This is a genomic window from Collimonas sp. GW821-FHT07E08 (assembly GCF_059418905.1).
This window is the reverse complement of the sequence record NZ_JBWKQR010000001.1, coordinates 59,164-73,369: the sequence shown is the minus strand read 5'-3', so window position 1 is coordinate 73,369 and position 14,206 is coordinate 59,164. Positions and strand designations below refer to the sequence as shown.

Sequence of the window (14,206 nt, the reverse complement as noted above, 5' to 3'; positions counted from 1 at the left end):
CTCCTTATTGAATTAGAACGATGAGCTGGCTCAGCGCGCTGCAGCCGTCAGGGCCTGCCAGCGCCGGTTGGCTTGCTCCGAATTCCAGACTTCGAAATGCAGCTGGGACAAGGTCAAGGGATCATCCAGCAATGCATTCTTTTGACGCGGCGACAAACCGTCGGGGCCGCCTTTCAATGCAGCCTGCAGCAGCGCCGCGCGCGCCGCCAGGGCGCTGGCCGGCACCGCCGGACGCGCGCTTACCGCCGCGCACACCAGGGCGTTCATGACCGGGTCGATCACCGCATCGTTGAATTTCGCCAGCACCTTGCCGTTGTCGTTATACACGGTGGTGGCCGCCAGTTCAGCCGGCAGGTCGACCTCTTCCGGGATCACGAACAGGCGGGCGTGGCGGAAGCTGCGGCCGAGCGTCACCCGGCTGGAGAACACCGACAACGGGATCGACAGCACCAGCGAACCGACAATCGGCAACAGCCACCACAGGAATCCCGGCTCCAGCCAATACACGCCGCCGCCCCACAGCAGGCCCAGCAGCGTATGGCCGCCGTGGCGGCGCATCGCTTCGCCCCAGCTGGTTTCGGCATCTTCGCGCGGCGGCGATTTCCAGCTGATGGTCCAGCCCAGGAAAGCGCCGATCACGAAACGGGTATGGAACAGCATGCGCACCGGCGCCAGCAGCATCGAGAACAGCAGCTCCATGATCATGCTCAGCGTAAGGCGTATGGCGCCGCCGAACTCGCGCGCGCCCTTGACCCAGATCAGCACCACGCTCAGCACCTTGGGCAAGAACAGCAAAGTTGCGGTTGCGCTGAACAAGGCCAGGGCGCGGTCTGGATGCCATTCCGGCCACACCGGGAACAGCTGTCCAGGCGTCACGAAATATTCCGGCGCCACCAGCGTATGCACCGCCAGCAATACCGTCGACAGCATCAGCGACAGGAACCACAGCGGCGCCGACAGATACGCCATGACGCCGGTCACGAACACCGCGCGGTGCACGGCATGCATGCCGCGCGCCAGGAACAGGCGGAAGTTCATCAGGTTGCCCTGGCACCAGCGGCGGTCGCGCTTCAATTCATCGAGCAGGTTGGGCGGCATTTCCTCGTAGCTGCCGGCCAGGTCGTAGGCGATCCACACACCCCAGCCGGCGCGCCGCATCAGCGCGGCTTCGACGAAGTCATGCGACAGGATCTCCCCGGCCAGGGCGCCCTCGCCTGGCAGCGGCGCCAGCGCGCAATGCTCCATGAACGGCTGCAGGCGGATGATGGCGTTGTGCCCCCAATAGTGCGACTCGCCCAGTTGCCAGTAGTGCAGGCCGGCGGTAAACAAGGGGCCGTAGACGCGCGTCGAAAATTGCTGGATGCGCGCATACAAGGTATCCCGGCCGGCGGCGCGCGGCGCGGTCTGCACAATTCCGGCGGTGGGATTGGCTTCCATCAGGCGCACCAGGGTGGTCAGGCAGCTGCCGCTCATGACGCTGTCGGCATCGAGCACGATCATGTAACTGTAGCTGGCGCCCCAGCGCCGGCAGAAATCGTCGATATTGCCGCTCTTGCGCTTTACGCGGCGGCGCCGGTGCCGGTAAAAGATGCGGCCGAAGCCGCCAACGGTGCGGCACAGGCTGGACCAGGCGTCCAGCTCGGCGCTGCAGATATCGCTGTCGCCGCTGTCGCTCAATACGAAGAAGTCGAAACGGTCCAGTTCACCGCTGGCGGCAACCGACTCGTAGGTTGCGCGCAGGCCGGCAAAGACCCTGGTCACGTCTTCGTTACAGATCGGCATCACGATCGCGGTCCTGGCGCTGGCTGGAATCGGCCCTGGCGCGGCATCTTCGCGCGAGATCACATAACGGTCGGTGCCGCGCATCAGCACCAGGAAACCGGCCATCGCAGTCCAGAAACCGGCCGAAACCCAGCAGAACAGCAAGGCGAACAAGCCCAGCGTGACCAGTTCCAGCGGCTTGTCGCCGTGGTAAGGCAGCACCGCGCTCATGAAATACGTCGCCATTGCCGTCTGCGCCAGCATCAGCAACAGCAGCACGATGCGCCGCAGGTTGCCGCGCGACTTGCTCTTGTGCTGGTCCTGGCTGTCTGCCTCGGCGACCGGCAGCGGTTCCGGCTGCGGCAGCTCGGTCGAACGCGCCGCCTTTTTATGGCGCCGCTGTTTGGCGCGCGGCCGCAAGTCAAACTGCTTGTTGGCGGTTTCGATCCAGCGCACCAGCGGATTCAAGGTTCCCCACGGATGGGCCACGATCGGCGTACGCTGCAGCGGCGGTGCAATCGCGATGCGGGTGCGGCCTGAGCCATCGGTGCAGACGTCCGGCATCTGATGCGGCTCGGCCGGCATGGCTTGCCCGGCAACCGGCGCTTCCGTAAAAGCCAGCTGCAGCCGCGCCGCCACCGAACCATAGGCAGGATTAAGGTTGGCAAGGTCGGCGGCCAGCGGCGGCGCGGCGCCGGCTTCCCCAGCCAAGGCCCGGTGCAAGGCGGCCATTGGCGCATCGCCGTCCACCGCCAGCTGTCTGGACAAACTCGCACGCCGCTCCGCCGACAAGGGCAGGCGCTCTAGATAGCGATCACAATTATCCGGCAGGCCCGCTTCGGGCAACTGCTTGCGGTCTAGTTGGGCGGTAATATGTAACTCCAGGTTTCAGATAAGGTTGTGCTGCCGCCACGCAAGAATCCGCGCAGTTCGACCGGTTTGTTTTCTTCGTTGCGCCGTACCCGCACCATCATGCGCCAGCCGCCGGTAACGTCGTTGCGGAACACCTTGGTCTCCAGCACCTTGCCGTTGTCGTCGGCGCTGACCACGCCTTCAGGCTGGACCTTGTCGGACAGCTTCTTGAATACGGGCCCTTCGAAATCGACCACCAGGCCGAGGCTGTTGTCGTCGCTCTTCTTCTGGAAGCCAAAGCCGCGCCGGGTCTGCGTCACCCATGACAAAGGCGGCCGCTTTTCGGCATCCTTCTGCCATGACAAAGTGTATTCCAGATTGAAAGGCTGACCAACCTTGGGCGCGGTTTCCGGCACCCAGAACGCCACCACGTTGTCATTGGTTTCATCCGGCGTCGGTATCTGCACCAGTTCTACCCTGCCGCTGCCCCAGTTGCCCTTGGGCTGGACCCAGGCGCTGGGACGCCGTTCGTACTTGGCATCGAGGTCCTGGTAGCTGGCGAAATCGCGGTCGCGCTGCATCAGGCCGAATCCGGCCGGGTTGCTCAGCGAATAAGACGTCACCAGGAGCCGCTTCGGATTGACCAGCGGCCGCCAGATCCATTCGCCGGTGCCGGAGGCTACCGACAAACCGTCCGAGTCGTGCACTTCAGGCCGGTAATCCTCGCCTTGCGAACGCTGGTTATCGCCATGCAGGTACATGCTGGTCAGCGGCGCCAGCCCTAGCTTGCTAACATTTTCGCGCAGGTACAGCTGGGCCTTGACGTCGACCGTGGTGTCCGAACCCGGCTTCAGCAGGAAACGATAAGCGCCGGTGACGCGGCGCGAATTGAGCAAGGCATAGATGGTCAGCTCCTTGTCGCTGGCTTTCGGCCGTTCGATCCAGAACTCGGTAAAACGCGGGAATTCTTCGCCCGAACTCAGGCCGGTATCGATCGCCAGGCCGCGTGCCGACAGGCCATAGGTCTGGTCCTTGCCCAGGGCGCGGAAGTAGCTGGCGCCGAGGAACGACAAAACCTCATCCTTGTATTTATTCGTGTTGAGCGGGTAATGCACGCGGAAGCCGGCGAAACCCAGAGAGCGCAGCTTGCGCGTATCGACCTTGTTGCTGCCGTAGTCGAAGTCGTTGGGGTCGAAGCGGATTTCCTTCACGCTCTGGCCGTTGATCTCGTTGATCTTGACCGGCTGGTCGAAGGCATATCCTTCGTGGAAGAACGCCAGTTCAAAGGGCAGCTTCTGGCTGCGCCAGATAAATTTTTCAGGAAGGAAGCGGATGTCCTTGTATTGCTCGTATTCGAGGTTGCTGATTTCTTTCGGCAGGTTGCCCTCTGGCTTGCTGTACGAACTTGCCGCAAGTTCCTTTGCCTGCCTGGCAACATTATTGAAATCGAAGGCGGAAGCATTGCCGCCTATTAATGGCAGCAGCAAGGCAACCGGCAGGACAACTGAGCGTGCCCGCGCTAGAGCGGGGATGCGCGGCTGCGCCCGCTGAAACAAATTTAAATGCATTGGATTCCCATCTGACACTGCTGTTATGACCTGCCCGAGTGCGCCGGCGCTGGCTGCATCGAGAGTAGGCGGTAGTTTATCAGTGTTCTATAATTTTTTATGTCCATCAAGAAACTGGTTGGCAACACTTTGTATCGGCCCTTGCATCACCAGCCATGCAAAGACTGCGCCATGGCAAGAATTGCCAAACCGGCAGCAAAATAACACCATACAAGTGAAAAATGAAGAAAAATTCCTGCCCCCAGGTTAACAGGCCCTGGCATTTAAGAGCAATGACAAGCGGACAAAGTTCCTTGCAAGACTTTATAGTAATATCACCCTTTTTTACCCAGCCTGCAAATAAGCAGGCCTATGCACCACAGCGCCCATGACTCCTCGCCTCACCATTATTGTCGCGACCGACGCCCGCAACGGCATCGGCATCCGCAACACCCTGCCCTGGCATTTGCCGGAGGACCTGGCGCATTTCAAACGCACTACCTCGGGCCACCCCATCATCATGGGCCGCAAAACCTTTGAATCGATAGGCCGGCCGCTGCCGCAACGGCGCAATATCGTCATCACGCGCAATCCCGGCTGGCGCCATGACGGCGTCGAAAGCGCGCCTTCGCTGGCCGCGGCTGCCGCCATGGTCGGCGACGCCGAAGCCTTCATCATCGGCGGCGCGGAGATCTACGCCGCGGCGCAGGACTTGACGCAGCGGCTGATCGTCACCGAAATCCAGCACAGTTTCGACTGCGACGCCTTTTTCCCGGCGCGCGATCCGCTCCAGTGGCAGGAAATCTCGCGCGAAACCCACCATTCCGAGGCCAACGGTTTCGACTACGCGTTTGTGGTTTACCAGCGCCGTTCGCCCAGCCTCGACGGGGCCAGCAGCTGACCCGGCCCGGTGATGGAATGACAACTGTTGTTTTCTGCAGGAATTCCCTCATCTTTATCCCCTAATCCGTGCATATCTGCGAAAATTCGACTTTCTTTTTTCAGCGGCCGCGAGGCTGAAATTGATCACGATTCTGGTGCAGCCGCCATCTGCGGCTGTGCTGGAACAGCAGGCTGCACGTGCTCTATACCCAAGCAGTTCCCGGAGCGCTTTTTAGCGCCAGCCGGGACAACGACTTTTAAGCGCCATTTCGATTGGCAGCCTTGTTATCAACCACCGTCTCCTGGAGACCTTGATGAAATTCCGCTTCCCCATCGTCATCATTGACGAAGACTTCCGTTCCGAAAACACTTCCGGCCTCGGCATCCGCGCACTTGCCGACGCCATGGAGGCAGAAGGCATGGAGGTGCTGGGCGTCACCAGTTACGGCGACCTGTCGCAGTTCGCCCAGCAGCAGTCGCGGGCATCGGCGTTCATCCTGTCGATCGACGACGAAGAGTTCGGCGCCGGTTCGTTCGAAGAAACCGACCACGCGCTGAAATCGCTGCGCGCCTTCGTCGAAGAAATCCGCCACAAGAACGCCGACATCCCGATCTACCTGTACGGCGAAACCCGCACCTCGCGCCACATCCCGAACGATATCCTGCGCGAACTGCACGGCTTCATCCACATGTTCGAGGACACGCCGGAGTTCGTGGCGCGCCACATCATCCGTGAAGCGAAATCGTACCTGGACGGCCTGTCGCCGCCCTTCTTCCGCGCGCTGGTGCATTACGCCCAGGACGGATCCTATTCCTGGCACTGCCCAGGGCACTCGGGCGGCGTGGCTTTCCTGAAATCGCCTATCGGCCAGATGTTCCATCAATTCTTCGGTGAAAACATGCTGCGCGCCGACGTCTGCAACGCGGTGGAAGAACTCGGCCAACTGCTCGACCATACCGGTCCGGTAGCCGATTCCGAACGCAACGCTGCGCGCATCTTCAACGCCGACCATTGCTACTTCGTCACCAACGGCACCAGCACCAGCAACAAGATGGTGTGGCACTCGACCGTGGCTCCGGGCGATATCGTGGTGGTGGACCGCAACTGCCACAAATCGATCCTGCACTCGATCATCATGACCGGCGCGATCCCGGTATTCCTGATGCCGACCCGCAACCACCTCGGCATCATCGGCCCGATCCCGCTGGAAGAATTCACGCTGGAAAGCATCCGCAAGAAAATCGAAGCCAATCCGTTCGCGCGCGAAGCCGCCAACAAGAAGCCGCGCATCCTGACCATCACGCAGTCGACCTACGACGGCGTGATCTACAACGTCGAAACCCTGAAGAACATGCTCGACGGCGAGATCGACACCCTGCACTTCGACGAAGCGTGGCTGCCGCACGCCACCTTCCATGATTTCTACAAAGACATGCACGCCATCGGCAAGGATCGCCCGCGCGCCAAGAAATCGATGATCTTCTCGACCCAGTCGACCCACAAGCTGCTGGCCGGCCTGTCGCAAGCCTCGCAAATCCTGGTGCGCGAATCGGAGAGCGTGCAGCTGGACCAGGACGCTTTCAACGAAGCCTACCTGATGCACACGTCGACTTCGCCGCAGTACTCGATCATCGCTTCTTGCGACGTCGCCGCGGCCATGATGGAAGCGCCTGGCGGCACTGCGCTGGTGGAGGAAAGCATCCTGGAAGCGCTGGATTTCCGCCGCGCCATGAAGAAGATCGACGAAGAATGGGGCAAGGACTGGTGGTTCCAGGTGTGGGGACCGAACAGCTTCTCGGAAGACGGCATCGGCAGCCGCGAAGACTGGGTCATCCGCGCCGAGGACGACTGGCACGGCTTCGGCAACCTGGCGCCCAACTTCAACATGCTCGACCCGATCAAGGCCACCATCGTCACGCCGGGCCTGTCGCTGGAAGGCAAGTTCGGCGAGAGCGGGATCCCGGCCTCGATCGTCACCAAATACCTGGCCGAGCATGGCGTTATCGTCGAGAAATGCGGCCTGTATTCGTTCTTCATCATGTTCACCATCGGCATCACCAAGGGCCGCTGGAACACGCTGCTGACCGCCTTGCAGCAGTTCAAGGACGACTACGACAAGAACCAGCCGATCTGGCGCATCCTGCCCGAGTTCGCCGCCGCCAACCACGGCAAGAACGCGCGCTACGAGCGGCTCGGCCTGCGCGACCTGTGCCAGCAGATCCATGAAACCTACAAGTCATACGATGTGGCGCGCCTGACCACAGAAATGTACCTGTCCGACATGCAGCCGGCCATGAAGCCATCCGACGCTTTCTCCAAGATGGCCCACCGTGAAATCGACCGCGTCCCTATCGACCAGCTCGAAGGCCGCGTCACCTCGATCCTGCTGACGCCTTATCCGCCGGGCATTCCATTGCTGATCCCGGGCGAGCGCTTCAACAAGACCATCGTCGACTACCTGAAGTTTGCGCGTGATTTCAACGAGAAATTCCCGGGCTTTGAAACCGACGTGCATGGCTTGGTAAAACGGGAGGTGAACGGCAAGCGCGATTACTTCGTGGATTGCGTGCGGCAGTAACCCCGGTCATCGGCATGGCCAACAAAAAACCGGAAGGCTCGATCGAGCCTCCCGGTTTTTTTATATCTCCGATCCCGGCTTTACAGCGGCGCGAAGCGTCGTGCGCCGTTTTCCAGCAAACCGTTGAACAGCTCCGCCGGCCGCACCCACAGGCCCGGCGCATGCGGCCACAGGTGCTCGTAGACCACCATGGCTTCTTCGGTTTCCGAATGCCTTGCCAGGCCGATATAGCGGTACAAGCCACCTTTGTAATGCCGATGGGTGGCAATCTTCTTTGCGTCTTCTTCAGTCACTCAACTCTCCAGAATATCTTGCCTGATGCCGCGACAGCCTCAGGCTGCCGCGTCTCGGCGACCCCGTCTAGGCGACCCCGTAAGGCTGTACTTCCGACGGCTGGCCGTCGGCTTCAAATCGCAGCGCCACCGCCAGCGCCGTGACGCCGATGGTACGCAGCGCATCGTAGGTATCGTCGACTTCCACCTGGAGGTCGGCGCCGGCGGCCAGCGGCTTCTCCGAGGAAGCCAGCAAGGCGCCGTCCTTGCCGTACAAATTCACCCGCAGCATCATGTCGCCGCGCACATCGGCCGGACCGACCACGGCGTTGGCGTCGAAAGACGCAACGCCATGCTGGTCGAGGCCATGGTTCAGCTCGGACATCATCTGCAGCGTGAAGTACTCGGCAATGCCGCGTTCCTTGCCGCCGTGGAACAGGTCCTGGTACAGGAAATGCAGTTCGATTTCGCTGCCGTCGGTCACCAGGCAGCGCTTGAGCAAAGGCGCGACCTGCTCGGTCCAGCTGTGGAAGCGCTCTTCGCGCGCACCGAAGTATGCGTCGGCGCCGGCTTCATCTTCCGGCACTGCATAAAATGCATCGTCGGTCGCCTTGAGTGAAAAGCCCAGCAAGAAACGCAGTTCGACCGCCTCGTCGTCCGGCCCGAACAGGTTTTCCGGCCAGCCGCTGATGCTGCGCTCAATGGCGGTGGTCGCCGCCAGTTTCTTGTCGGCCATGGCGCCGAATGCATCGCGGTTCATTTCAAACAGATGGCTGTAGCGGATGCTGTCGATTTCATCGAGGTGGTAGGCATGGCTGACCAGCACTACGGTGGCGTCCGGCCCCTCCAGCTGCGCCTGCTTGAAGCTGGCCGACAACGCATCGAAGGCTTCCTGGTCCTGGAAGCATTGCTCGCGCTTGAGGCCGCCCGCGGCATGCGCGAAGAACGGCACCACGAACGCATTCAGCTCCAGCACCTTGCCTTCATCCCGGCGCACCAGCAAAATCTCCGAGGCCTCTTCGACCTGCTCTTTCAGGAATCGCCAGGCGTCGAGATCGGCGTACTTGGCACGCTCGATCGCGTCATACAGGATGTCATCCTTTTTTTGCTGCAGGCTCTTCTTGATGATCTTGTGGAAATCGATGCCGGCCTGCTGCAAGACGGCGCCGGCGGCAACGCCGTCGGCTTCGTCGCCATCCTGCTCTGCCAGGTCTATCGCCAGGTTGCACAGCTGCTGGGTGACGGCTTCGTCTTTATCTTCGGGGGAAATGCTGGATTTCCGCGGCGCCGGGCGCTTGTTCTTCGGCATGTCAGGTCTTCGGCAGCGTCACGCCGTGCTGTCCCTGGTACTTGCCGCCGCGGTCCTTGTAGGACGTTTCGCAGATTTCATCGCTCTCGAAAAACAGCACCTGGGCGCAGCCCTCGCCCGCATAGATCTTGGCCGGCAGCGGCGTCGTGTTGGAGAATTCCAGCGTGACATAACCTTCCCATTCCGGCTCGAACGGCGTGACGTTGACGATGATGCCGCAACGCGCGTAGGTAGACTTGCCGAGGCAGATGGTGAGCACGCTGCGCGGGATGCGGAAATATTCCATGGTGCGCGCCAGCGCAAACGAATTGGGCGGGATGATGCAGACATCGCCGCTGAAGTCGACGAACGATTTTTCGTCGAAATTCTTGGGATCGACGATGGTCGAATTGATATTCGTGAAAATCTTGAATTCGTTGGCGCAGCGGATATCGTAGCCGTACGACGACGTGCCGTAGGACACGATCTTGTGGCCGTTGGCCTCGCGCACCTGGCCCGGCTCGAAAGGCTCGATCATGCCGGTTTCCTGCGCCATGCGGCGTATCCATTTGTCGGACTTGATGCTCATTGCGTATTTCCTCTTGTTCTGCCTGCAATAGTTTATGGTGTGTATTTGGCGCAATTTTACGCGAAAACCCTTTTAAAACAGCGGTTTCACGCGCTACCGGCGGTCTATTGCTTCTAACGCTGCATGGTTTCCCATACTTTCTGCAAGCGCTTGACCGAAACCGGCATCGGCGTGCGCAATTCCTGCGCAAACAGCGACACCCGCAGCTCTTCCAGCAGCCAGCGGAACTCGGCCTGCTTCGGATCGCTCTTGCCGCAGCGGTCCTTCTGCGCCCGCTGCCAGGGCGTCGCCACCTGCATCCATTCAGCCATCAGCCGCGTATCGCGGCTCGGATCGGCGCGCAGCTTCTCCAGCCGCACGTTGACCGCCTTCAGGTAACGCGGGAAATGGGTCAGGTTGGCATAGTCGTTGTCGGCAATGAAACGCTTGCCGACCAGCGACTGCATCTGCGCCTGGATATCGGCCATCGCCTGCGGATGGCCCTTGGCGCCCTGCAAACGCTTCGGCAAGCCGTGGTATTCGGCCAGGATCAGCGCCGCCAGACGTGCAATTTCATTGCACAGCAAACCCAGGCGCGACTTGCCTTCATCCTTGCGCTGGGCGAACTCGGCCGCGGTCCTGGGCAGCGGCAGCTGCATGCAGGCACGTTCCAGCCCGGCATGAATGATCTGGTCGCGCAGCTCTTCCTGCGATCCCAGCGCCAGGAACTGCATGCCCATCTGCTGCAGGCCGGGGATGTTTTTCTCGAGGAATTTCAATTGTTCCTTGAGCTGCAGGGCGAACAGCCGGCGCAGGCCAAGATGATGGATCCGCACCGCCTCGTTCGGATCGTCGAAAACTTCCAGGTCGCAGTGCGTGACCCGATCCACCAGCGCCGGAAAACCGATCAAGGTCTGCTTGCCCTGCTGGATTTCCAGCAGTTCGGGCAGTTCGCCGAAGGTCCAGCCGGTCAGGTTGCTGAATTGCGCGTTGGCGCTGTCGCCGGGGTTTACAGCCGATTTCACGGCTGATTTTGCAGCCGATTGGGTGGCAACGCGGTTTGCCGCCGGCGCCGCCGTTTTCCCCGTCTGCGGCGCATCAGCGTCGGCTGCGGCTGCGCTGTCGTCAGCCACCGTCACGCTCGCCAGCTTCTGGAAACTCTCGCGCGCCTGGCCGCCGAACTCAGCTTGCAAGGCAGCCAGGTTGCGCCCCATGTCAAGCTGGCGGCCATGCTCGTCGACCACCTTGAAGTTCATCGAATGATGGGCCGGCAAGGTTTCCAGCTTGAAGTCCGTGCTGCGCGCGGCGACGCTGGTTTCGGTGCGGATGTCCGCCATCAGGGCGTCCAGCAGGCTGCCGTGGCCGAACACATGGCGCGCCTGTATCCGCTCGCAGAAGCCGGCAGCGTAGTCCGGCAGCGGCACGCAATTGCGGCGTATCTTTTGCGGCAGGGATTTCAGCAGCAGATGGACTTTCTCCTTCAGCATGCCGGCCACCAGCCAGTCGCAGCGATCGGCGTATACCTGGTTCAGCGCATACAGCGGCACCGTCAGCGTCACGCCGTCGCGCGGCGTGCCGGGTTCGAAATGATAGGACAAAGCCATTTCGATGCCGGCCACCCGCATCACTTTCGGGAACAGCTCGGTAGTGATGCCGGCCGCTTCATGCCGCATCAGGTCGTCACGGTTGAGGAACAGCAGCTTGGGCGTTTGCACGCTGACATCTTTATGCCATTTTTCAAACGCGATGCCGTTGCAGATATCGGCCGGGACCAGCTTGTCGTAGAAGGCGGCAATCAGCTCGTCGTCCACCAGCACATCCAGCCGGCGCGACTTGTGCTCCAGGTTCTCGATCTCGCGGATCAGTTTCTGGTTGTGTGCGAAGAACGGCGCCTTGGTCTCGAATTCGCCGCCGACCAGCGCATCGCGGATGAATATCTCGCGCGCTTCCTGCGGATTGATCAAGCCGAAATTGATGCGGCGCTGGCTATACACCACCAGTCCGTACAAGGTAGCGCGCTCCGACGCCGAGACCTGCGCCGTGCGCTTTTCCCAGCGCGGCTCGCCATACGATTTCTTCAACAGGTGGGCGCCGACCTTCTCCAGCCATTCCGGCTGGATCTGGGCGATGCAGCGCGCATACAGGCGGCTGGTGTCGACCAGTTCCGCAGCCATCACCCACTTGCCGGCTTTCTTCGACAAATGCGAACCCGGCCACAGATGGAACTTGATGGCGCGCGCGCCAAGGTAATGCGTGTCTTCGTCGGCCTTGAAACCGACGTTGCCGAGCAACCCGGTCAGCAAGGCGCAATGCAGCTGTTCATAGGTAGCCGGCGCTTCGTTCAGGCGCCAGCCCTGCTCGCGCACGATCGTCAGCAGCTGCGAATGGACGTCGCGCCATTCGCGCAAGCGCAGTTGCGACAGGAAATTTGCGCGGCAGTTATCCATCAGCTGGCGGTTGGTTTTCTTGTGCTCGATCGCCTCTTCAAACCATTTCCAGATTTTCAGGTAGCTCAGGAATTCCGACTTTTCGTCGGCAAACTTCTTGTGCGCCTGGTCGGCCGCGCCCTGCGCTTCCAGCGGCCGGTCGCGCGGATCCTGCACCGACAAGGCGGCGGCGATGACCAGCATTTCGCTCAGGCAGACATTGTCCAGCGCCGCCAGGATCATGCGGCCGACGCGCGGATCGAGCGGCAGCTTGGCCAGCTGGCGGCCGGTCTTGGTCAGCTGGTTGCTGTCGTCGACCGCGCCCAGTTCCTGCAGCAGCTGGTAGCCGTCGGCGATGGCGCGTCCCGGCGGCGGTTCAATGAACGGGAAAGTCTCGACGTCCGTCAGGTGCAGCGACTTCATGCGCAAGATGACGGAAGCCAGCGACGAACGCATGATTTCCGGCTCGGTGAATTTCGGCCGCTGCAGGTAGTCCTGCTCTTCGTACAGGCGGATGCAGACGCCGGCGGCAACCCGGCCGCAACGGCCGGCGCGCTGGTTAGCCGCTGACTGTGCAATCGGCTCGATCTGCAGCTGCTCCACCTTGTTCCTGTAGCTGTAGCGTTTCACCCGCGCCAGGCCGGCATCCACCACATAGCGGATGCCCGGCACCGTGAGCGAAGTTTCCGCCACGTTGGTCGCCAGCACGATGCGGCGCGCATTGGACGGCTTGAATACGCGCTCCTGCTCCTGCGCCGACAGCCGCGCGAACAAGGGCAGGATTTCAACGTGGGCAGGATGATGCTTGCGCAGCGCCTCGGCGGCATCGCGGATTTCGCGTTCGCCCGGCAGGAACACCAGCACGTCTCCGGAGCCGATGCGCGCCAGTTCGTCGACCGCGTCCACCACCGCATCCATCAGGTCGCGTTGCTCGCGGTCGCGCTGGGCCGCGCTTTGCGGCGCGTTCGGCTTGGCCGCCGCGGCAGCGGGATTGACGCCGCTGCGGTCGGCGTTGTCGACCGGCCGGTAGCGCACCTCAACCGCGTACAGGCGGCCGGACACCTCGATCACCGGCGCCGGCTTGTCAGCCGTGCCGAAATGGCGGGCGAAACGGTCGGCGTCGATGGTGGCCGAAGTGATGATGATTTTCAGGTCGGGACGCTTGGGCAGCAGCTGCTTCAGGTAACCCAGCAGGAAATCGATGTTCAGGCTGCGTTCGTGCGCCTCGTCGATGATGATGGTGTCGTACTGGCGCAGCAGGGGATCGGTCTGGGTCTCGGCCAGCAGGATGCCGTCGGTCATCAGCTTGATCCAGGCGCCCTTGGTCAGGGTGTCGTTGAAACGCACCTTGTAGCCGACATGTTCGCCCAGCGGCGAGTTGAGTTCCTGGGCGATGCGCTTGGCGGTCGACGAAGCGGCGATCCGGCGCGGCTGGGTGTGGCCGATCAGGCCGGTTTGGCCGCGTCCCAGTTCCAGGCAGATCTTCGGCAGCTGGGTAGTCTTGCCGGAACCGGTTTCACCGCAGACGATGACGACCTGGTTGGCCGCGATCGCCGCCGAAATTTCGCCGCGCTTGCCGGAAACCGGCAGTTCCTCGGGAAACACGACCGGCGGCAAGGGGTTGCGCTCAGGTAACGGCCGCACAGGCTCCGGGCGTGGCGATGCCGGGCGCGGCTGGGATGGACGGCCAGCGGTGCGCTGGGAACTTGGGCGATCACTTGATCGCGCTGGTTTGTTGGATTCTGATACTGACATGAGGATGGAATTATACAGAGCGCCATAGCTAACGCCTCGGCATATCGGCAACTGTTTTGGCTGCCGCATGAAATTACTACAATAACAACACCGAGGAAACCAGCAGGCAGCGAATTAAAGCCATGGCCGTTTTGCCAACCGCCGTCCGCTACACTACATACGTTATAATCGCGGGTTATCGAAACTGCGTGAAACCGCCCGGCTCTGCCAACATGCAGCCGCAACCGCGGCCGGCAGGTTTTCCGTCTTTTTTCTCGCATCCATTATTTATTCTCA

The 14,206-nt window shown here is 61.4% G+C and carries 8 protein-coding genes; 2 read left to right on the top strand and 6 right to left on the bottom strand.

Features of this window, described 5'->3' with window-relative positions:
- Positions 1–30: 30 nt before the first annotated feature.
- Both mdoH and AC07RZ_RS00330 read right to left on the bottom strand, forming a co-directional pair.
- The gene (mdoH, locus tag AC07RZ_RS00335; protein ID WP_494666773.1) at positions 31–2,646 is read right to left on the bottom strand and encodes a glucans biosynthesis glucosyltransferase MdoH; all 2,616 of its coding nucleotides are present in this window, start codon (positions 2,644–2,646) and stop codon (positions 31–33) included.
- Positions 2,619–4,181, bottom strand: a complete 1,563-nt coding sequence (locus tag AC07RZ_RS00330; protein ID WP_494666468.1) for a glucan biosynthesis protein G — start codon at positions 4,179–4,181, stop codon at positions 2,619–2,621. Before AC07RZ_RS00330 ends, mdoH begins: the two co-directional genes overlap by 28 nt.
- Positions 4,182–4,548: 367 nt before the next feature.
- Between AC07RZ_RS00330 and AC07RZ_RS00325 the strand changes: the two genes are divergently transcribed.
- Both AC07RZ_RS00325 and AC07RZ_RS00320 read left to right on the top strand, forming a co-directional pair.
- Positions 4,549–5,061 (top strand): dihydrofolate reductase, encoded by a 513-nt coding sequence (locus tag AC07RZ_RS00325; protein WP_494666467.1) that lies wholly within the window; start codon positions 4,549–4,551, stop codon positions 5,059–5,061.
- A gap of 295 nt (positions 5,062–5,356) precedes the next feature.
- The gene (locus tag AC07RZ_RS00320; protein ID WP_092398435.1) at positions 5,357–7,621 is read left to right on the top strand and encodes an arginine/lysine/ornithine decarboxylase; all 2,265 of its coding nucleotides are present in this window, start codon (positions 5,357–5,359) and stop codon (positions 7,619–7,621) included.
- A gap of 80 nt (positions 7,622–7,701) precedes the next feature.
- On the opposite strand, the gene AC07RZ_RS00315 is transcribed toward AC07RZ_RS00320, so the two are convergent.
- From AC07RZ_RS00315 to hrpA, 4 genes are all read right to left on the bottom strand, one after another.
- The gene (locus AC07RZ_RS00315) at positions 7,702–7,914 is read right to left on the bottom strand and encodes a DUF1653 domain-containing protein (RefSeq protein ID WP_098493158.1); all 213 of its coding nucleotides are present in this window, start codon (positions 7,912–7,914) and stop codon (positions 7,702–7,704) included.
- 67 nt (positions 7,915–7,981) lie between these two features.
- On the bottom strand, positions 7,982–9,202 hold the full coding sequence (locus AC07RZ_RS00310; protein ID WP_494666466.1) for a hypothetical protein: 1,221 nt from the start codon (positions 9,200–9,202) through the stop codon (positions 7,982–7,984).
- Between the two features lies 1 nt (position 9,203).
- A complete protein-coding gene (dcd, locus tag AC07RZ_RS00305; protein WP_092398441.1) occupies positions 9,204–9,770 on the bottom strand; it encodes a dCTP deaminase in 567 nt (188 codons plus the stop codon).
- Between the two features lie 113 nt (positions 9,771–9,883).
- Entirely contained in the window at positions 9,884–13,930 is a 4,047-nt protein-coding gene (gene hrpA / locus AC07RZ_RS00300; RefSeq protein ID WP_494666465.1) for an ATP-dependent RNA helicase HrpA, read from the bottom strand.
- Between the last annotated feature and the right edge of the window lie 276 nt (positions 13,931–14,206).

What these genes read in the sequence shown, in the direction of transcription:
- hrpA (WP_494666465.1), bottom strand. Translation starts at nt 13,930, where the DNA reads ATGTCAGTATCAGAATCCAACAAACCAGCGCGATCAAGTGATCGCCCA.
- AC07RZ_RS00325 (WP_494666467.1), top strand. Translation starts at nt 4,549, where the DNA reads ATGACTCCTCGCCTCACCATTATTGTCGCGACCGACGCCCGCAACGGC.
- AC07RZ_RS00320 (WP_092398435.1), top strand. Translation starts at nt 5,357, where the DNA reads ATGAAATTCCGCTTCCCCATCGTCATCATTGACGAAGACTTCCGTTCC.
- AC07RZ_RS00310 (WP_494666466.1), bottom strand. Translation starts at nt 9,202, where the DNA reads ATGCCGAAGAACAAGCGCCCGGCGCCGCGGAAATCCAGCATTTCCCCC.
- AC07RZ_RS00330 (WP_494666468.1), bottom strand. Translation starts at nt 4,181, where the DNA reads ATGCATTTAAATTTGTTTCAGCGGGCGCAGCCGCGCATCCCCGCTCTA.
- dcd (WP_092398441.1), bottom strand. Translation starts at nt 9,770, where the DNA reads ATGAGCATCAAGTCCGACAAATGGATACGCCGCATGGCGCAGGAAACC.